The organism is Paraburkholderia sp. IMGN_8, assembly GCF_038050405.1.
In the GTDB taxonomy this organism is placed as follows: domain Bacteria; phylum Pseudomonadota; class Gammaproteobacteria; order Burkholderiales; family Burkholderiaceae; genus Paraburkholderia.
Genome location: NZ_CP150901.1, coordinates 511,768 through 532,406, shown reverse-complemented (window position 1 = coordinate 532,406; position 20,639 = coordinate 511,768). Strand labels below are relative to the sequence as shown.

General features: G+C 61.7%; 16 protein-coding genes and 1 pseudogene. 15 read left to right on the top strand and 2 right to left on the bottom strand.

The features are described from left to right. Nucleotides 1-518: 518 nt before the first annotated feature. The 4 genes from WN982_RS23640 to WN982_RS23625 all read left to right on the top strand — a co-directional run bounded on the left by WN982_RS23640 (nt 519) and on the right by WN982_RS23625 (nt 4,639). Nucleotides 519-1,388: a transporter substrate-binding domain-containing protein gene (locus tag WN982_RS23640; RefSeq protein ID WP_341318094.1), complete on the top strand. Its 870-nt coding sequence runs from the start codon at nt 519-521 to the stop codon at nt 1,386-1,388. A 75-nt stretch (nt 1,389-1,463) separates the two neighbouring features. Next, the gene (locus tag WN982_RS23635; RefSeq protein ID WP_341318093.1) at nt 1,464-2,990 is read left to right on the top strand and encodes an amino acid ABC transporter permease/ATP-binding protein; all 1,527 of its coding nucleotides are present in this window, start codon (nt 1,464-1,466) and stop codon (nt 2,988-2,990) included. 8 nt (nt 2,991-2,998) lie between these two features. Continuing rightward, nucleotides 2,999-3,673 carry a GntR family transcriptional regulator gene (locus tag WN982_RS23630; protein ID WP_341318092.1) on the top strand — a complete coding sequence of 225 codons (675 nt, stop codon included), beginning with the start codon at nt 2,999-3,001 and terminating at the stop codon, nt 3,671-3,673. A 111-nt stretch (nt 3,674-3,784) separates the two neighbouring features. Then, nucleotides 3,785-4,639, top strand: coding sequence for a DUF1989 domain-containing protein (locus WN982_RS23625; RefSeq protein ID WP_341318091.1), 855 nt, complete (start codon nt 3,785-3,787; stop codon nt 4,637-4,639). A 305-nt stretch (nt 4,640-4,944) separates the two neighbouring features. Here WN982_RS23625 and WN982_RS23620 read toward each other — a convergent pair whose 3' ends face one another. Then, nucleotides 4,945-5,427: a hypothetical protein gene (locus tag WN982_RS23620; RefSeq protein ID WP_341318090.1), complete on the bottom strand. Its 483-nt coding sequence runs from the start codon at nt 5,425-5,427 to the stop codon at nt 4,945-4,947. Between the two features lie 381 nt (nt 5,428-5,808). On the opposite strand from WN982_RS23620, the gene WN982_RS23615 reads away from it, so the two are divergent. The 11 genes and pseudogenes from WN982_RS23615 to WN982_RS23565 form a co-directional block, all read left to right on the top strand. Beyond that, nucleotides 5,809-6,465 carry an arylsulfatase gene (locus tag WN982_RS23615; protein ID WP_341318089.1) on the top strand — a complete coding sequence of 219 codons (657 nt, stop codon included), beginning with the start codon at nt 5,809-5,811 and terminating at the stop codon, nt 6,463-6,465. A gap of 351 nt (nt 6,466-6,816) precedes the next feature. Continuing rightward, nucleotides 6,817-8,067 (top strand): ROK family protein, encoded by a 1,251-nt coding sequence (locus WN982_RS23610; protein ID WP_341318088.1) that lies wholly within the window; start codon nt 6,817-6,819, stop codon nt 8,065-8,067. Then, the gene (locus WN982_RS23605; RefSeq protein WP_341318087.1) at nt 8,054-9,607 is read left to right on the top strand and encodes a sugar ABC transporter ATP-binding protein; all 1,554 of its coding nucleotides are present in this window, start codon (nt 8,054-8,056) and stop codon (nt 9,605-9,607) included. Before WN982_RS23610 ends, WN982_RS23605 begins: the two co-directional genes overlap by 14 nt. Nucleotides 9,608-9,661: 54 nt before the next feature. Continuing rightward, the gene (locus tag WN982_RS23600) at nt 9,662-10,699 is read left to right on the top strand and encodes a ribose ABC transporter permease (protein ID WP_341318086.1); all 1,038 of its coding nucleotides are present in this window, start codon (nt 9,662-9,664) and stop codon (nt 10,697-10,699) included. 117 nt (nt 10,700-10,816) lie between these two features. Further along, nucleotides 10,817-11,761 (top strand): ABC transporter substrate-binding protein, encoded by a 945-nt coding sequence (locus WN982_RS23595; RefSeq protein WP_341318085.1) that lies wholly within the window; start codon nt 10,817-10,819, stop codon nt 11,759-11,761. A gap of 31 nt (nt 11,762-11,792) precedes the next feature. Continuing rightward, entirely contained in the window at nt 11,793-13,403 is a 1,611-nt protein-coding gene (gene pgi, locus WN982_RS23590; protein WP_341318084.1) for a glucose-6-phosphate isomerase, read from the top strand. 10 nt (nt 13,404-13,413) lie between these two features. After that, nucleotides 13,414-14,352, top strand: a complete 939-nt coding sequence (locus WN982_RS23585; protein ID WP_341318083.1) for a carbohydrate kinase — start codon at nt 13,414-13,416, stop codon at nt 14,350-14,352. Between the two features lie 8 nt (nt 14,353-14,360). After that, complete coding sequence (zwf, locus tag WN982_RS23580; protein ID WP_341319392.1) at nt 14,361-15,839, top strand: glucose-6-phosphate dehydrogenase; 1,479 nt, start codon at nt 14,361-14,363, stop codon at nt 15,837-15,839. Nucleotides 15,840-15,897: 58 nt separating this feature from the next. After that, nucleotides 15,898-16,926: a hypothetical protein gene (locus tag WN982_RS23575; protein ID WP_341318082.1), complete on the top strand. Its 1,029-nt coding sequence runs from the start codon at nt 15,898-15,900 to the stop codon at nt 16,924-16,926. Between the two features lie 350 nt (nt 16,927-17,276). After that, nucleotides 17,277-18,350 (top strand): porin, encoded by a 1,074-nt coding sequence (locus WN982_RS23570; protein ID WP_341318081.1) that lies wholly within the window; start codon nt 17,277-17,279, stop codon nt 18,348-18,350. A 153-nt stretch (nt 18,351-18,503) separates the two neighbouring features. Beyond that, nucleotides 18,504-18,674, top strand: a pseudogene (locus tag WN982_RS23565) (IS6 family transposase); the annotation flags it as partial. 406 nt (nt 18,675-19,080) lie between these two features. Here the strand turns inward: WN982_RS23565 and ltrA are convergent. Continuing rightward, nucleotides 19,081-20,370, bottom strand: coding sequence for a group II intron reverse transcriptase/maturase (gene ltrA, locus WN982_RS23560; protein ID WP_341318080.1), 1,290 nt, complete (start codon nt 20,368-20,370; stop codon nt 19,081-19,083). Nucleotides 20,371-20,639 lie beyond the last annotated feature (269 nt).

The following is a 20,639-nucleotide window of genomic DNA, read 5'->3' as shown; positions in this document are numbered from 1 at the left end:
CGGAAAAAGCGGAGGACTGAAGTCGACCCAAACCCGCCAGTCACGCTGTGGGGAAACATGTCCGCTGAGACCCACAAACCCGACGTTGGCGAACGGTGTTCAGTCATTCGATATCGTTCTGGCGGCCATTGGACAGCGCCCTGTCGCGACTTGCGCAAAGCACTGGTCTTCCAACGGCTCGCGCGCCCGCATCCCGGCGCGATCCTTTGAGAACCGTGGTCGCAAGCGTTCAGGCGCACGCTCCGTTTCTTCGCAACGAAATGCACCGTTCCTGAACGCGTTCGCCAGTTGCACGCGCATGTAGGTGCCCGGAACTGGTGCGTCGACGATGGCCGCGCCTCCCTCGAAGACCAGGCTGCGTCTCCCGCGCAGCCGCGCCAGACCCGCATCACAGGAGGCTCACCAATCTCGCTACCCCCTTGGCACGCGTAATGCTTAAGCATGGAATTATTGTTGAACAATATTTTTTTAATTGTTCAACAATGTATATTGTCACCACCCGGACGAGTGAGAACTCCATGAAAGCCCACCTTGATCTGAAACCTGTCCTGTCCTCCCTACCGCGCGTCGCGAAGTGCGTCGCCGCGCTCGCGCTGTGCGCCGCGTCTCATGTGTTCGCCTCGAGCGGCGCGCCGACCGTCGCGCCCGGCAAGCTGACGATCGGCGCGGATCTGACGTATCCGCCCTACGACTACATGCAGGACGCGGATCCTGCCGGCTTCGATCCCGCGTTCATGACGAAGCTCGCCGGGCACCTGAAGCTCCAGCCCGGCTTCGTCGATACGCGCTTCGCCAACCTGATCCTCGGCGTCAACGCGAACCGCTTCGACGTGATCGCGTCGGCGCTCTATGTGACGCCGGAGCGCGCGAAACAGATCGACTTCGTGCCCTACCTGAAGACCGGCGGCTCGCTGCTCGCCATGAGCCACTCCGGTTTCGCACCGAAGACGCCAGAGGATCTGTGCGGCAAGCGCGTTAGCTCGATCAAGGGCGCATCGTGGATTCCGAAACTCAACAATGTGTCGAAGCAGGTCTGTGCTCCTGCCGGCCGCGGCGCGATCGACGTGCGCGAGTTCGAGACTTCGCCGGAAGCGGCCCAGGCCGTCCTGTCGCGCGCCGTCGACGCGCAATTCGAAGACTCGGCCGTCGCGCAGATGACCGTCAACAAGCTCGGCGGACGCGTGACGATTACGTCAGCGACCCCGCTCTATCCGGTCGTCATCGGCCTCGGCGTCAAGAAAGGCAATGACGCGCTGCTCGCCCAGTTGAAGACCGCGTTTGCGTCGATGAAGCAGGCGGGCGAATACCAGGCACTACTCAAGCAGTACAACGTCGCCGAGCCAACCGGCAATGACATCGCCCAGGCGCTCGGTACGGCATTGAACTAACTGCACGTAGCGCGCGCAGCCTGAGGCCGGGCACTCTCCCGTGCCCTCGTGGCTGCGCGCCGTGAGGGGAAGCACATGGTATTCGACTGGCACTACACAGCTTCGCTTTTGTTCGACGCCGCCTTCTGGAAAGCCACCTGGCTCGTGGTCGAACTGAGCGCCGCGACCTGGCTGATCGGCATTGTCGCGGGTTTCGCACTTGCACTCGGTAAACAGTCTGCGTTCATGCCGCTACGCGTGGCATGCAGCACCTACATCTGGCTCTTTCGCAGCCTGCCGCTGCTGGTACTGCTGATCTTCGTCTATAACCTGCCGCAGGTGCTGCCCAGCACGGGCGGCGTGTTGTCCGACCCGTTCTGGGCCGGCCTGCTGGCGCTCTCGATCAGCGAAGCGGCCTACATCGCCGAGATTCATCGTGGCGGCCTGCTGTCGCTCCAGAAGGGCCAGCTCGAAGCGGGCAAGGCGCTCGGCATCCGCTTCGTCGGCCTGCAACGGCTGATCGTGCTGCCGCAGGCGTTTCGCATCGCGTTGCCCGCACTCATCAATGAGTACATTACGATCGTCAAGCTGACGTCGCTCGTGTCCGTCATTTCGCTGGCAGAAATCCTGCTGGTCGGCGAACGCCTGTACACGCAGAACTTCAAGGTGCTCGAGACGATGCTGGCCGTCTCGTTCTACTATGTGCTGATCGTCACCGTATTCGGCCATGCGTTGAAGATGCTCGAGAAGCACCTCGATGTCACGCGCCGCACGCAGGCTGCGGCCGCCTTCATTCCTGTGGAAACACCACGGCCCGTGCACGCAGCGAACGGCGTTCGCACGACGCGAGCCAGCAGCGCGGCGCGTGCGCTGGAAGCCCTCGGCATCCACAAGCGCTACGGCGATCATGAAGTGCTCAAGGGGATCGACTTGACCGTGCGCGCAGGAGAAGTGGTGTCGATCATCGGCCCGTCGGGTTCGGGCAAGACTTCGCTGATCCGCACGCTGAATGGCCTCGAGACGCTCGACGGCGGCGAAGTGCGCCTGCATGACGAGGCGTTCCTGTGGCCGCCACGCGCGAGGCATGGCAAGGTGCCGCATGCGCAGTACATGCGCGGCATCCTCGATATCGGCATGGTGTTTCAGAGCTTCAACCTGTTTCCGCATAAGACGGTGCTGCAGAATGTGACGCTCGCGCCCCGCTATCACGGGCGTCTGAACGGAGCCCCGCTCGACGAATCCGGCATGCGCTTGCTGGCGAAGGTAGGCATGGCCGCGCACGCGAACAAGTATCCGCATCAGTTGTCCGGCGGTCAGCAGCAGCGCGTCGCGATTGCGCGGGCACTGGCGATGCAGCCGTCGATTGTCCTGTTCGACGAACCGACCTCGGCGCTCGATCCGGAACTGGTCAACGAAGTACTGAAGGTCATTGAGGAACTCGCCCGGGAAGGCATGACCATGATCATCGTCACACACGAAATCAACTTTGCGTTCCGTATTTCAGACCGTATCGTGTTCATGGAAGCGGGCACGATCGTGAGCGACGCGCCGCCGCACGAACTGGCGACCCTCGACAAGACTTCGCGGATCGCCAGCTTCCTCAAAGACGTCCATCTTGCATAAAACACCGTATGCCCACCTCGCACTCAACTGTTACCGCCCTCACTGGCCAAGAGCCCGAGCAATCAGTCACGGACAGGATCCTGTCGGCGATCCGCGACCAGATCATCGAAGGCAAATTGCCGCCGGGCACCGCACTCATCGAGAACGATCTCACCCAGGCGCACGACGTCTCGCGCAACACGCTGCGGGAAGCGCTGCGTCTTTTGTGCCGCGAAGGGCTCGCGGTGCATTACCGGCATCGCGGCGTGATTGTGCGTACCCTGACGCGCCACGATGTGCGTGACATCTACCGGGTACGACGCACGCTCGAACTGCAAGCCCTCTTGCGCGAGGATCCGATCGAGGAAGATGAAATCGCAGCAATGCGCGACGCAGTCGTGCACGCGCAAGCGGCGGCGGACGAAGGCGACTGGCGCAGCGTCGGCACCTACAGCCTGCTGTTTCACCGGCGCATCGTGCAACTGCTCGGCAGCCCGCTGTTCGACACGTTCTTCACAACGATTCTGGCGCAACTGCGTCTCGTGTTCGCCTCCGCCCCTGACGAGCGGCGCTTCCAGCGTCCCTGGATAGCGAAGGATCAGCAGATTCTGGAGTTGATCGCGAGCGGCCGCACCGCAGAAGCCAGCGTCGCACTCGCTGATTACCTGAAGCAATCGGAACACGCGCTGCTCGATTACCTCTAATTCGTTACACCCTCATTCCAATTTCATTCACCGATAACGGCCACTGCCCAAACGGGCTACAGCGCGTCGCAGGCGTAGCCCGTCCGCATGTCTTATGAAGGAGTCTCCCTCATGTTGAACTACCCCGCCGCCTATCAGTCCACCAAGGGATCCGCCCTCGACCCTGACAAAGCGTTTTATCAGCGCATTGCCTCTGAGCACGATACGCGCACCCTAGTCGAATCCATCGTCGTGCCGATCCGTTCGGGTCAGGCGTGGACCGTGCCGGCCGGTCACGTGTTCCGGATTGTGACGATCGAAGGCCCGCAAGTCGCCGACCTGAACATGTGGAACCAGCACAACCCGCGCGAGCGCATGTGGGCCTCGCGCACCCGCCAGTTGCAACAGGCGCACGTCAGCACCTACGACCGTCTGTGGTCGACCCTGCCGTTCCTGCGTCCGATGGTGACCATCACGGACGACAGCCTGGCCGACTACGGCGTCGACGAGCATGGCGGCCGCGTTCACGACCTGCTCGGCACGCGTTGCGATCCGTACGTGAACCGCATGCTGACTGGCGAGGATTTCCATTTCCACTGCCACTCGAACCTGACGCGCGCAATCGCTCCGTATGGCTTGACCGAATACGACGTGCACGACGTGCTGAACGTGTTCCAGTGCACCGGGCTGAATCTCGAAGACAAGTACTTCATGAAGGCATGCCCCGCGAAGAAGGGTGATTACCTCGAGTTCTTCGCGGAAATCGACCTGCTGTGTGCGCTGTCTACCTGCCCGGGCGGCGATCTGTCGTTGCCGATGTGGGGGCCGGACGCGCGCGATCCGCTGGAGGTATGCCGTCCGCTCGGCATCGAGATCTACCGGCTCGCTCCGCAGATGCTGGAGGGATGGACCTCACCCCCGGTCGCCGCGTACAAGGGGCTGCACGGGATGACGTTGACGCAGCCGCAGTGGAAGTGTGGGTGTTGAGCATTAGTGGATCCCGATGCTGCCGGTCGAGCAATTTGCCTGGGCCGGCGCGGCGTTTCTTACGCCAGCGGAGCGCATGCGGCTCAGGGACGTAACGCAGAAGCGCTTGTTGGCTAAGACGGGAGTGTTCCTAAGAGATCAATAAGCAGACAATCGAACTAACTTCGGGATCGTCGCTTCATGGCCGCACTGAGACGAATGACGATCGCATCAGACCGATCCGATGCGGTCTTAAAGTTTTCCTGTTGGCCGGCATCCGTCTGCAGGGTTCACCATCCGCTATCCCAACGGCCAAGAGAAACATTCTAGCGATCGCCAATCGCCGCCCATCGGATCAATCGCGCATGGCGATGTCGAAAAAGAAACTTCAACATACCCATCGTAGCGTGCCGCCACCCCGGTATCCATGCACCCGGCCGGCGCAATTCGAACGTCAGTCGATCATGCACCTCGCTTCCGCCGCTTATGTCACGGATCGTCCGTTCATGCACCCACACTCGTATCCCAAGCATGCGCGACGTTTCCTTAAACCTGTAATCCGGTCCCACCTCAGCCAGGGTTATGTCGTCAAAATCCACTGGGAGCACACCTAGCGCGAGGAACCAGCTTCGGCCAAGGTACTGTCCACACGGCAATTGGTCGATTGCCTTGCCCCGCAATCCACCTGGAATCGTCATCCGCAACCACGGAAACAACTCGTCGTTAATACCTTCCGGTGTCGTCACGCGGCGCCACACTTCGGCAGCGCTTACCGGAAGCGTAGACTTTTGTTCGAAGGTAGATTTCATGCTGATTTCAGCGTTCCCCGGATCCATTGTTTTTCAAAGTTGCGTCATATTGTCAACGATCCACGGACCAGATTCCAGAGTCCGTATCTTGCCGCACTCGGCCTACTCCAGTGTCACGCGGACCGCCCGATCGACTTAACGCGCGACCGCTATAAACCGACCTGGAGCGCACACTCACGCGCCCGGAAACGGCCATTTACACTCCCATTGTCGGCGGGTTTTGGATAGCTATGAGTCAAGGGAGGTACCAAACATACCGGTAGGAGAAGTTGCCTTGTTAGGCGGGCGCGACGTTGAAACAATACCTGTGAGTCAACGGGCTCGACCGCGGTCGCGGAAGCGACGAAACTGAGATGAGCAATCTAACGAAGGTAACTGGTGATGCGCATATCGCTTTTGCACACGATCGATGGCAACAGACGTATATTCGAGGACGCGGCCAAAAACCTTGGCTTGCGGGTCGACGATCTCCGCCACGAAGTACGGTCGGATCTCCGTGAGGCCGTCCAACATGCGGAGACGTTTTCAGCCGACTTGAGGGCGCAGACAAATCGTTGCCTTCTGGGTCTGGCGGCCGACTCAGACGCCGTCATCCTGACTTGCGCTACGCTTGGGCCTGCTGTCGAAGAAATTGAAAGTCCGCCAATTCCTATTGTGAGAGCAGATGCCGCGTTGGCCGCTGCGGCAGGGAAAGTTGGCGGCAAAATCGCCGTGTTGTGTGCTGTTGAGTCTGCCATCGAGTCGACCAGACGACTTTTCGCGCAGCACGCGAGCGGCATTGCTACGTCAGTAGACGTCATCCACGTTGCGCGGGTGTGGGCGCTATTCAAAGATAACGACATCGACAAATGCTTCGCTGCTATCGCAGCATCGGCGGATGAAGCGTATGAAGCAGGCGCAACCGTTGTCGCGTTCGCCCACCCCTGGATGGCACCTGCGGTCAACCTCGCCCGCAAGGGAAGCCGACCGCTCGATAGCGCCCATGTCGCGTTGCGCACAGTGATGCAGCAGATCGGCGGACCGTCTATCGGCATCTGACATTCGAGCGCTGTATCAGGTCGACGATCTTCAGCGCAACGTCGAACGTCTCCTTTGGCCGAACCCGGCCCGTTGCTGAACCCGAGAAGTGGTCCGCCGTCGATCGGAACGTTTCCGCCACAGGCAACCTTTCTCGTTCACTCGGTTCTGGATAGCGAATGTAGGATGCTTTCGTCAAGCAGGCATGCGACACCGCACGCGGTTGTCAGCCTCCGCAGAAACGCCCCGCTTCGGTTCTTTCCGGCCACTCCTCGTACAAACCCTTATTCCCCAGCATCCTGCCGGATGATTAAATAAATCCACCTGATTTATTTAATCATCCGGGGACGTCACCCGGTCTGGAGGAGACTCGTGAGGCATCCCCATGTCGGCCGCGGCAGCAACTCGGCTAACGTACGCCGTTACAACGAGCGGCTGCTGTTGCAGGCGCTGCGGCGCACGCAGCCGGCATCGAAGGCCGATCTGGCCCGTCAGGCCAACCTGACAGGCACGGCGGTGGGCACCATCGTCAGCTCACTCGGCACGGCCGGCCTGATCGAATTCACCGGCCGCCGCGTCGAGGGCCAGCGCGGCCAGCCCGCCTCCCTGATCCAGTTGGCTCCCCGGGGCGCTTTCGGCATCGGCGTACGGCTAGACCGGACCAGCATCGAAACCGTGCTGGTGAACTTCGCCGGCGAGGTGCTGGCCCGCAGCGGGCACGATATGGTTCTGCCCCATCCTGACAAGGTGCTGAGCATCGTGACGGGCGACATCCGGGACATACTGCAACGCCTTTCGCCGCGTGAGCGCGAACGACTGGCTGGCATCGGCGTCGCGCAACCCTTTAACCTTGGCTGCTGGCTGCGCGAACTCGGCCTGCCGGCTCAGACCTTCCGCGCCTGGGACGAGGTGGATTTCGCCAGCGAACTCGGGCATGCACTCTCGTTGCCGGTATTCAGCGAGAACGACGGCAACGCCGCAGCCATTGCCGAACTGTTTTACGGCCGCGGCCGTCAATCTGACGACTTCATCTATCTGTTTCTCGGGCCGGCAATCGGCGGCGGCATCGCCGTCGACGGCGACTGTCTGCGTGGCGTAGGCGGTAATGCAGGCGATATCGGCGTTATGCCGGTGCCGCCCAGCCGCCTGCCGTCGGCTCCCCAGCCGACCGGGCAATGGGACATCCTGCTTGCACGTGCGTCGCTCAATGCGCTCGCACGACATCTGCGCTATCGCGGCGAATCGATCGAGACACGCGCCGATCTCGAAGCCTGCGTCGCGCGCCAGCCGGCAGCCGTCGACGAGTGGATAGACGATTGCATTGAAGCGCTCGCCCCTGCCCTGCGTTCCATGCTGTGCGTGCTCGATGTTCCGGTGGTCATCCTCGACGCCGATGTGGACGCCGGGCTGATCGACACACTGATGAAACGCCTGCGTACCGCTCTGGCGCTTGGCGCGCCGGAAGCTCGTGGCACTCCGGAACTCATGCGCGGTACGTTCGGGCCCGATGCCGGCGCGATCGGCGCCGCCACCCTGCCGATGTTTTTTAATTTTTCGCCGCGCGCAGGAATTCTCAGGGGTGCCGGCGCTGAAATGCAAGAGGTGAACCATGCCCCGTTCTGAATCCACGCCCGCATTGCTGGAGATGCGCGGCATCAGCAAGACCTTTCCAGGCGTCCGTGCGCTCGACAACGTGCGTCTCACCGTTTATCCCGGCGAAGTGCATGCGCTGATGGGCGAAAACGGCGCCGGCAAGTCCACGCTGATGAAAATCCTTTCCGGCGCCTACCAGGCCGACCCGGGCGGAGAAATCCTCATCGACGGCAAGGCGGTGGTCATCGACGGACCGCTTGCAGCGAAGGAACTCGGCATTGCAGTGATCTACCAGGAGCTGAGTCTCGCGCCGAACCTGACGGTCGCCGAAAACATCCATGCGGGTCGTGAATTGCGCAAGGGCGGCCGCCGTTGGGGCGTTGTCGACCGCGCAGCGATGGAACGCAGTTGCGAAGAGGTGCTCGCCCGGCTGGGCGCAGGCTTCCGGCCACAAACGCTTGTGGGAGAACTGTCGATCGCCGAGCAGCAACTCGTGGAAATTGCACGGGCCGTTCATACCCGCGCACGTATTCTCGTGATGGATGAACCGACCACACCGCTGTCGTCGCGCGAAACGGACCGCCTGTTCCAGCTGATCCGTCAGTTGCGCGCCGAAGGGCTCGCGATCATCTATATCAGCCATCGAATGGCCGAAATCTACGAGCTCTCAGATCGCGTCTCTGTGCTGCGCGACGGTTCGTATGTCGGCACACTCGAGCGCGCCGAGCTCTCTGCGGAGAGCCTGGTGAAGATGATGGTCGGCCGCGACATTTCCGGCTTCTACAGGAAGCAGCACTCGCCGTACGACCCGGGCAAGTCCGTGCTGTCGGTGCGCGACATGGCCGATGGTTGCCGGGTGCGCGGCTGCAGCCTCGAGCTTCACGCGGGCGAAGTACTCGGCATCGCAGGGCTGGTCGGCGCCGGCCGTACCGAACTGGCGAGACTGATTTTCGGTGCCGAGCCGCGCTTGCGCGGCGAAGTGGCAATCGACGGGCGCACGCTTGCACTGCGCACGCCGCGCGATGCGATCGACGCGGGCCTCGTCTACCTGACGGAAGATCGCAAGCGGCAAGGCCTCTTTCTCGACATGAGTGTGCGTGACAACATCAATATGTCCGTATGTGGCCGCGATGCCCGGCTTGGCGTTCTCAATCTCGCGCGCGGCGCCGAGCGGGCGCGGGATGCCATACACGCACTGTCGATCCGCGTCGCGCACCCGAAGGTCAACGTGGGCTCGCTGTCGGGCGGCAACCAGCAAAAGGTGCTGCTGTCCCGGCTGCTGGAAACGCGTCCGCGTGTGCTCATCCTCGACGAACCGACGCGTGGCGTCGACATCGGTGCGAAATCGGAGATCTACCGGATCATCAACGAGCTGGCGAAGTCCGGCGTAGGTGTCATCGTCATATCGAGCGAGCTTCCTGAAATCATCGGTGTAGCCGACCGCGTGCTGGTGATGCGCGAAGGCGAGATCGCGGGCGAGCTGGGCGGATACACCGGCAAGTCCATCAGTCAGGAAGCCATCATCGAACTGGCCACGGCCTCGCGCACCGCACTGGGCGAAGCTGCGTAACCCGCAGCAGGCGGCCTCGCGAAACAAAGCATTGCACGAATTTAGGAGAACGATATGCTTGACTCAACCAGACAACAAGACGTTGCCACCGCACCGGTCGATCCGGCACATCGCCCGGTATTGCAGCAACCGCCGGTCGATCGCCGGAAGCGGGTGCAGACGCTGATGCGTACCGCGGGCATGCTGCCGGTCCTGCTGCTGCTATGCGTCGGCTTCGGCATCATGACCGACACGTTTTTCAGCTTGCAGAATCTGTCGATCATCACGCAGCAGGCGTCGATCAACATCGTCCTCGCAGCCGGCATGACCTTCGTCATTCTGACGGGTGGCATCGATCTGTCGGTAGGTTCGGTACTGGCCGCTGCGGCAGTAGCGGCTATGCTCGCATCGAATATCCCTCACTGGGGCTGGCTCGGCATCCCGGTCGCGCTGCTCGTCGGGCTCGGCTTCGGTGCCGTCAACGGCGGACTGATTGCCCTTCTCAGGCTGCCGCCCTTCATCGTCACGCTCGGCGCACTGACCGCGGTGCGTGGCGTCGCACGGCTAATGGGCAGCGATACGACCATCTTCAATCCGCAACTGCCATTTGCCTTCATCGGCAATGGCTCGGTTTTCGGCATCCCATGGCTGGTGGTGATCGCCATCGCGGTGGTGGCGCTGTCCTGGTTCATCCTGCGCCGCACCGTACTCGGATTGAGAATCTATTCGGTCGGTGGCAACCCTGAAGCCGCACGCCTCTCGGGTATCAAGGTCTGGGGCATCGAGATGTTCGTCTACGCGATGTCCGGGTTGCTGGCCGGACTCGGTGCGGTGATGTCCGCAGCCCGCCTGTACGCCGCCAATGGCCTGCAGATGGGGCAGTCATACGAACTCGACGCGATCGCCGCAGTGATTCTCGGCGGCACCAGCTTTGTCGGCGGCGTGGGATCGATCGTCGGCACCTTGATCGGCGCGCTGATCATCGCGGTACTGACCAACGGGCTCGTCCTGCTCGGCGTATCGGATATCTGGCAATACATCATCAAAGGGCTGGTGATCATCGGCGCCGTGGCCCTCGACCGCTATCGCCAGCGCGGATCCGCCCGTACCTGACGCACGCATCTGCCGCATTCCTCAGAAGCACGCACTCCCTTCGCCTCGACGGCGTACGGGCGCAAGCCGGTCCCCTTGCGCCCGATCACATCACGGACCAACCTGGAGACAACGAAAATGTTCAAGCAGAAAGCCGTTCTGGCCAGCGTCGCCCTTGGGCTCGGTTTCGCCATGACGGCGGCGCAGGCAGCCGACAAGCCCCTCAAGTCAATCGGGATTACCGTCGGCTCGCTCGGCAACCCGTACTTCGTCACGATCGTCAAGGGTGCGGAGGCCAAGGCAAAGCAGATCAACCCCAATGCCAAGGTCACGTCGGTGTCTGCCGACTATGATCTGAACAAGCAGTTTACGCAGATCGACAACTTCATCTCGGCTCACGTCGACATGATCCTGATCAACGCAGCAGACCCGAAAGCGATCGAGCCTGCGGTGAAGAAGGCCCAGGCCGCCGGCATCGTGGTGGTCGCAGTCGACGTGGCAGCTGCAGGCGCGAACGCCACGGTGCAGACCAACAACTTCCAGGCTGGCGAACTCTCGTGCGGCTATATCGCCAAAAAACTCAGCGGGCACGGCAATGTCGTTATCGAAAACGGTCCGTCGGTCTCGGCCGTGGTCGATCGTGTGAAGGGCTGCAAATCGGTGCTCGCCAAGGAGGCTGGCATCAAGGTCCTGTCGGACGATCAGGATGCCAAGGGCTCCCGGGAAGGCGGCATGAACGCGATGCAGGGTTACCTCACCCGGTTTCCGAAAATCGATGCGGTCTTCACGATCAACGACCCGCAGGCCGTGGGCAGCGATCTCGCGGCCAAGCAGTTGCAACGCAAGAACATCGTGATCACCTCCGTCGACGGCGCGCCCGACATCGAGACCGCGCTCAAGAGCGACACCCTGGTCCAGGCTTCCGCGAGCCAGGATCCCTGGGCGATGGCTCAAACGGCGGTGGGCATCGGCTACGGAATCATGAATGGCAAAACGCCCGCCAACCCGATGACCCTGCTGCCTTCGACCCTGGTCACGCGCGACAACGTGGGCAGCTACAAGGGCTGGTCCTCGCCCCGCTAAAGCGCAACCACCACTCACCCGCTCCGCAAACATGTCAAATCTCACCCACTCATCCGCCTGGCGTGCGCTCGCCGAGCATCGCGACAGCATCGCGCGGACATCGATACGCGAGCTGTTCGCGCGGAATCGCGAACGTGTCAAGCGGTTCTCTCAGGAAGCAGCCGGCGTATATGTCGACTATTCCAGGAACCTGATCACTGACGACACGCTCGCTCTCCTCACCGCGCTCGCCCGCCAGGCCGGAGTGGAGGAGCGGCGTCGCGCGATGTTTGCAGGCGAGCGGATCAACGTCACTGAGGACCGCCCCGTGCTGCACGTCGCACTGCGCGAGCGCGCGGGTACGCCGATTCTGGTGGACGGCGAGGACGTCGTGCCGAAGGTGTCGGCGGTCCTCGCCAGAATGCGGCGCTTTACGGATGCCGTGCGCGAAGGCGCGTGGCGTGGATATACCGGGCGCGCGATTACCGACGTGGTCAATATCGGCATCGGCGGCTCGGACCTCGGTCCCCGGATGGTCTGCGAAGCCTTGAAACCCTACGGAAGCAAGGCGCTGACGATGCACTTCGTGTCCAATGTCGATGGCGCGGACATTGCCGAGGTGCTGCAGGCCGCCGATCCCGAAACGACGCTCTTCGTGATTTCTTCGAAGACCTTTACCACGCGGGAAACCCTGCTCAACGCGCATACCGCGCGCGCCTGGTTCCTCGGCAGCGACGCGGCCGAACCCGCAATCGCAAAACACTTCGTGGCGGTCTCGACCAACGCGGATGCGGTGACGGCGTTCGGCATTGATCCGGGAAACATGTTCGAATTCTGGGACTGGGTCGGCGGCAGATACTCGCTGTGGTCCGCGATCGGGCTTCCCATTGCGCTGTATGTCGGCATGGACGCGTTCGAAACGCTGCTGGCCGGCGCGCATGCGATGGATCGGCACTTTGCCGAGGCTCCGCTCGAACAGAACCTGCCTGCGCTTCTCGCGTTGATCGGGATCTGGCACACGAACTTCTTCGGCGCGGCAAGCCACCTGATCGCTCCGTATGACCGGTATCTACACCGCCTGCCCGCGTATCTGCAACAGCTCGACATGGAAAGCAACGGCAAGTCTGTCACGCTCTGCGGCGAGCGGGTCGACTATGCGACCGGGCCGGTAATCTGGGGCGAACCCGGAACCAACGGTCAGCATGCGTTCTTCCAGTTGCTGCATCAGGGCAGCGCACTGATTCCGGCCGACTTCATCGCCTGCATGCAGCCGCAGCATGCGCTGGACACTCACCACAAGGTCCTGCTCGCCAACTGTTTTGCGCAGACCGAAGCGCTGATGAACGGCTCGCATGCTCCCGATGCGCCGCACCGGAGCTTCGACGGCAACCGTCCGACCAACACGATCTGCCTGGAGAAGCTCGACCCCGCGTCACTGGGCGCGCTGCTCGCACTGTACGAGCACAAGGTGTTTGTGCAAGGCGTGATCTGGAACATCAACTCGTTCGACCAGTGGGGCGTGGAGCTCGGCAAGCGGCTCGCGGTAACCATCGAGGACGAAATCGCCCGGCCGGAGCCAGTGAGCGCGCACGACAGTTCCACCAACGGCCTGATCAACCGTTTCAAGGCGCGGCGTAACGTACATGCCGAATCGACAGACTGAGCCCATCCCGATGACCATGAATTCCCCTCGATTGATCGTGTTCGGCGAAGCGCTGACCGACTTTATTCGCGAAGACGACGGGCGGTGGCGCAGCGCGGCAGGCGGATCGTGCTGGAACGTCGCACGCGTCGGCGCGCGGCTCGGCGTGCCCACCGGTTTCGCCGGAACCGTGAGCCACGATACCTTTGGCGACGAACTGATGACGCAAAGCGCGGAAGCCGGCCTCGACATGCGCTTTACACGCCAGGTCGGGCGCTCGCCGTTCCTCGCGATGGTCGTATCGAAGCACCCGCCGCGATACTTCTTTGTCGGAGACGACAGCGCGGACCTGGCTTTCGATGTCGACGCATTGCCCGCCGGTTGGATGGAGGCCACAGAGATCGTCCACTTCGGCTCCCTGAGCCTCGTGCGCCAGCCGCTCGCCGCGCGCCTGCTGGACATCGCACAAGCCGCACACGCGGCCGGCAAGCGGATCTCCTTCGATCCGAATTACCGGGATCTTATGGCTGGCCCGGCGTACCAGCCGACTCTGCGCCGGATGGCCGGACTGGCCAGCTATATCAAGGTGTCGGACGAGGACCTGCGCGGCCTGTTTCCAGAGCTCGATGAAGCGTCGGCACTGGCGCAGCTTCGTTCGTGGGCACCGTCAGCCGCCCTTCTCGTGACCCGCGGCGCCTCGGGCATGCAGCTCTTCACGGCGGGACAGACGCTGTCCCAGCCGGCGTTTCCCGCCGAGGTGATCGACACCGTCGGTTGCGGCGATGCTTGCGTCGGCGGATGGATGACAAGCCTGCTTACCCGGCCGGATGCACCGCTCGCGTCGCATCTGGCGTTTTCCGCAGCCTGCGCAGCGATAGCGTGCGCACGGCAAGGTGCATATGCGCCCACCAAGGAGGAGGTTTCGGCCCTGCTTCGTTCGCAAAGCCTTTGTATGAACGACTACGACTGATCGCCATGATGAAACGCTCCACCAGCCCGTCAGACGCGGGCGGATTCGCATTCGTGCTGTTCGGCGGAACGGGCGATCTTGCGATGCGCAAGATCCTGCCCGCGCTCTATGCTGCGCACCGCGAGGGTTTGCTCGCACCGGACGGCAGGATCATCTCTGTCGCGCAGACGGCGCTGGATGCACGCGGCTATCTGCAATGGGTCAACGAACACGTCAAACCGCACCTATCGGGAGCGCCGGCTAACGATGCTGCATGGCGAAGCTTTCTCGAGCGTATCGCGTATGTCGCTCTCGACGCCAGCCAGTCTGAAGCGTTCTCATCGCTGCGCGATACGCTTGGTGCGCAGCGCGGTCAACGCATCTTCTACCTGGCGACTGGACCTTCGCTCTTCGTGCCGATCTGCCGCGCCCTGGCCTCGGTCGGACTCGCCGAAGGCGCGCGCATCGTGCTGGAGAAGCCGCTCGGCTACGACCTCGCATCGTCCAATGCGATCAACGACGCGGTCGGCGAGATCTTCGCCGAGGATCAGATCTACCGGATCGATCACTACCTCGGTAAGGAAGCGGTGCAGAACCTGTTCGCATTGCGCTTCGGCAATTCTCTATTCGAGCCGCTGTGGCGCCGTGAATGGGTCGAGAGCGTCCAGATCACCGTGGCCGAGGAGCTCGGCGTCGAAAGCCGCGGTAACTTCTACGACCAGACAGGCGCGCTGCGGGATATGGTGCAGAACCACCTGCTCCAGCTGCTTTCCATCGTTGCAATGGAGCCCCCGAAATCGATGGACGCCGATGCGGTACGCGGTGAGAAGCTGCGCGTGCTGCGCGCTCTCAAACCGCTGACAGGTCACGAAATCAGGCAGAACGTGGTGCGCGGCCAGTATCACGCCGGCGCAACCGGAGGGGTAGCGGTACCCGCCTATCGCGCTGAGCCCGGCGTGCGGCACGGTAGCACCACTGAGACCTTTGTCGCGCTAAAAGCGGAAGTCGAGAACTGGCGCTGGGCAGGCGTGCCGTTTTTCCTGCGCACCGGCAAGCGCCTTGCGGACCGCGTGGCAGAAATCGTCATCAACTTCCGGGCGGTACCGCATTCGGCCCTGGGAGCGATGGCTTTGCGCCCGGGTTCGAACCGGCTGACGATCCGCCTGCAGCCGAACGAATCGATCAGGCTCAGTGCCCTCGCCAAGGAACCGGGCATGGGCATGAACCTGCGGGGTGTCTACCTTGATCTCGCGTTCGACCAGTTTTTTCAGCAGGATCGGATGGAAGCGTATCAGCGTCTGCTGCTCGACGTGATCGCGGGACGGCTCGCCCTCTTCGTGCGGCGCGACGAACAGGAAGCCGCATGGCGCTGGGTTGCACCGATCATAGAGGAATGGGTCAGACCCGACGCCGCCCCGAAACTCTACACCGCCGGCACGTGGGGACCGGCCGCCGCCAGTGCGCTGCTCGCGCGCCACAACACCTGCTGGCTGGAAGAAGAAAACTGACCGCGGTTCGCATGCCTTGCATGCGGATCGCTCCGATATTTTCCGTTAAGACAAAAACATGCATAAACGCTGGCGCCTGGAATGGGCTCATGGTTCTCTTGCCGTATATGCCATGGGCGGCATGCTCGGGGACGTCACGCTCAAGCGTGGCGACGGGGAAATCCGGCCGTTCTACGAAGCACCGTGGCTTGCCGACGGAAGTCCCGAACCTGCGGGGCTACTCGGCCACATGAGAAGCGAATTTCCGTGTGTTCCGTTTGGCGTTCCATATGAGCCGGAAGCAGTCGAGGAAAACTGGCGGAAAAGCCTTGCCACCCCAGTGGCCGAATACGACCCGTCACTGGACGCGAGCGACGACCTGCTTCATGGATACTGCAGCGTGGGCGAATGGACGCTCGTACGACAAACCGATCACGACATCGAGATCGCGCTCGAATATCCGGCCAGCTCGTCGATCGCGCGGGTTACCCGCGTGATCCGGGCCGACCCTGACGGTCCAGCGATCGACTTCCACGTAACGGTCGAGTCGCGGCGAGACACACGTCGTCCGATCGGACTGCATCCCAACCTGGCATTACCATCGATCGCGGGCGCCTTTCAGATTCACCCGGGTACGTTCGACTTCGGCATCGTGCATCCTGCGGGCCCCGAACCGGGCGTCTCCCGTGCTGCCTCGGGCGCGATCTTCCATGCACTGGACAAGGTTCCTCTGCACGCTGGTGGGACGGCAGCGTTCAATCGCCTCCCATTCGCGCACTGCACGGAAGAAATCATCCAGCTTTGCGGCGTCGACGGATCCGTGGTCCTGACGGACGACGAATCGTGCGTCGCCTACCGCCTGACGTGGGACGCCTCCGTGCTCCCATCGCTTCTGCTGTGGATCAGCAATCGCGGCCGCAGCTACAGTCCCTGGAATGGCCGCAACCTCTGTCTTGGCGTCGAACCTATTGCAGGTGCCTTCGAACTCGGCTGTCGCGCGGGGCTCGCGGCAAATCCGATCAACGAGCGGGGAACGCCGACTGCGGTCCGGATCAATCCGGCGCAGCCTGTCGAAATCGCCTATCGATTCGAGGTTCTGACGCGGTGACCGACTGAACATGCCCCGGCAGTTCTGGCCGCGTCCTCGCAGGTTTGACGCGAACGCGTTGTTGATGCGAGACCGCAGGAATCGTTCCGGGACGTTATTGAAGGCGTTGCCTCTGCTGTTTCGACTAAAACCAAAATAGCAGTACTAATTTAATAACTGAAAATTGAGCCGGCTCCGTGGAGCCGTGGCGTATTTGCCGGGGTGTGCAGTTCATGAATCGTCGTGACACCCCGGCACCTGAGCGAGCGGCTGGCCAGTGAGATGGCCCGGCTGATTCGCTGTTTCTGTGAAGCCGGTGAATACCGGCTAATTAAAAGAAGTTAAACGTAAAAAAGGTTTGGAGATTAACTATGAAAAAGCTGGTAACTGCATCATTGCTTATTGCCGCTGCAACCGGAGTTCACGCCCAGAGTAGTGTGACGCTGTATGGTCGCCTCGATGCGGGCATCGAGTACATGTCCGGCATTCCATCCAGCAGTGGCGGCAGCACGTCCCGTGTGCGCGCCGAAAGCGGCGACTGGGGCACGAGTCTGTGGGGCCTGAAGGGTGCGGAAGATCTGGGCGGCGGCACCAAAGCCGTGTTCCAGCTTGAAGGATCCTTCAATACGATGAACGGGCAACTCGGCGCGACGAACTCGATCTGGAACCGCTGGGCGACCGTAGGTTTTGCGAACGACACGTATGGCACGCTGCTGTTTGGCCGTGAACTGTTCATCTCGAACGGGTTGTGGGATTTCGACCCGTTCGGTCAGACATCGTGGTCTTCGGGGTCGTTGGTCCGCGGCCGGAACTGGCCGCAGTCGAGCAACAACATTTCGTACCAGTCGCCGAAGTTCGGGGGATTCGACGTCTATGGCCAGTACGCGTTATCGAACGCAACCAACTGGAACGGCAACGGAACAACCGGGCAAGGACGCGAAGCCGGAGTCCAACTGACCTATTCGTCGGCACTCTTCCAGGTGCGCGGAATTTATGACGAAATCCGCAATCCGGCCAATGGAGGCCTGAACGACGTTTTCCAGTATTCTCGCGAATATTTCGCCGGCGCCAACGTGTTCCTCGGTCAGTTCAAGTTGCAGGCGGCATACCAGGCGTCGCATGCATCCAACGTGACAGCAGGCGCGCCCTCGACAACGCAGCTGGAATGGGGTGGCGTGACGTGGCAGGCCACGCCGGCTGCAGCGCTGACGGGAGCGGTCTACCACGTGAACGCGAACAAAGGCGGCGGCAACGCGACGATCTATACGGTCGGCGGCAGCTACAACCTGTCCAAGCGTACCCTGCTCGATGTCCAGGTGGCGACCGTGCGCAACAGCAAAACCGGCACGTTTAGCCTCGAGGCGAACCTGCCCGGCAACGCTGACAACCCGCTGGCCGGTCACTCGCAATCCGGAGTCTATGCCGGCATTCAACACTCGTTCTAACGCATTCGGGTGACGCCGCGGTGCCACGGCTTCCACCGCTATCGATGCGCCGTTCGAACGTAGGGTATCGTGAAAACGTGGAACGCGGCCACTCCGGAACTCGGGCGTAAGCAATCGATGCACCCCACGCCAGGCGCGTGGGGCCTGGAGCGACGCGATGCGCGTCGAACGCAAGCGTTTCTCTCATGCTTCGGTCCGATCCGGCAGCACTTCGCGTTGCCCAGGCATCAGATGACAGCGGCATGTCATTGCGCAATATTGCAGGAACGGTTCGCCAAATGGTATGACTGGAGTGTCACCCACGCAGTCGCACACATCATTTGATAAGGATAGCTACGCTTTGAAAGCGTTTGTAGGCTACACCTGTCAACTTGACAGTGCCGCCAACATGCCGTGTTAAGAAGAGTGCGTCGCGCCGCTCAACGGTCCAGTAAATGGTAGAGTCGAGATGTGGCGCGGTAGCAGTAGGTTCGGTTTGCCTGTTGCCGCCTCTTTCGTCTGGCGGTGCCCGAATAACTTCACCCTAACCCCGTTTCCACACCCCGCTCATCGGTAGGGTCGAGAACTGGCGCGCGCACGGTAGGCTCCGGTGGTCTCCCCACCGCTTTCGCGGTGGACCTCAGTCCGGCTACCATAGTCACGTTTCCAGCTCCCGCCACGTCGAACGCAGCTTGCCGATTTCCGGCACTACGCTCTCCTGTTTGCTTCACGTCAAGGGTTATGAGACCTATCACGCTGGGGACGCTTTCGGTGCGGCAGCACGACGAACCCGATAGCCGTTAAACAGCTTCAGTTCGTCATACAGCCAGCGCCTACTCCACCTCGTCCAGCCGAAGCCCCGTCGATTCCGGGATCGACCCATGTGGCGTCGGATCTTCTTTTCCACCCAGTCCTTGATGAAGCTGAAGCACTCGCTGGAGTTACCTACGGCGAAGTAGTTCACCCAGCCCCGCAGGACCGGATTGATCAGTTGCACCACCCGATCCACCGGCTGCGACTGGAATCGCCGGAACACCTCCTTGAGCTTGCGCAATAACGCCGTACGTTTCTTTAACTTGGGCGTATAGTGCGCGCGCCACACCTGTCGCCCGATGCTGCGCAGGCGTCGGAAGTCGAAGCTCTCCGCGCGTTCCAGATCCACAGTGCGACTTTTCTCTTCATTCACCTCGACCTGCAGTTTCGCAAACTCATCCCGAAGGCGCCTGCTCACCACCCTCATCAGCCACGCATTGCGCGGATGAGCATCGATCAGCACGACAAGATCGTCAGCGAATCGGGCATACTCGACGTAGGTGTACTTCCCGCTCCGCGTGGAACCTTTCACCCGCTCCAGCATCCGGTCTACCTCGGTGAGATAGACGTTACTGAGCAGGGGCGAAATCACCCCGCCTTGCGGAACGCCCTGTTTACCCGATGCCGTCAGCATCAACTTCAGCAAATGCATGACCTCGTCATCATTGACACGACGCGCCACCTTTTCAAGCAGCAGGTGATGCCGAACTGTGTCAAAGTAGGCGCGTAGATCCAAGTCTATGACGCGGGTCTTGCACTGAACGATCGCCGTCGCTACCCGATGCACTGCTTCGTGCGCGGTACGCTTCGGACGATAGCCGTACGACCCCGGTTGGAAGTCTGCCTCGAAGATCGGTTCCAGTATGAGCTTGAGCGCACCCTGAACCACTCTGTCACGGATAGCAGGAATCGACAGGACTCGGACCTTGCCCCCGTCCTTCGGTATTTCCTGCCGCCGTGACCGTAGCGGTCTGTAGCTGCCCCCGATCAGTTCGTCCCGTATCTGCTCAAGGAACACTTCCACGCCTTGCGTCTCGATGGCCTCGAACGTCACCCCGTCAATACCCGGAGCTCCGTTGTTCTTCCTGGCCAGCGCATACGCCTCGCGCAGCGTTTCCATCTTGCAGACATGGACGTACAAACCCCAGAAACGCCAGGACGGTTCAGACTTCGCCTTGACGTATATTCCCCGCCTCAGGTCCTGCAAACTACTGGACGCCTTTGTCATTTCGTCCTTGCCTCCCGTGTTGTCGAGGAAACTACAAACAGCAGGGCCCCTTCGCTCCACCAGCGTTACCCGGTTTCGTAGCTAGTACGGACCCATCCGCCACCCTCTCGCCTTCGACCCACTTCCCGGGTTCACCGGTTATAGGGCCTACCTTGCTCCGGCGATTTCGCGCTGGGGCGAGGAGGGCTTCTCCAGTTGCTCAGCATGTCCTTGCCATCGTGCCGTCGCTTCCACCCCGCCGAAGTGGAATAGCCGTATCGGTCAGATTT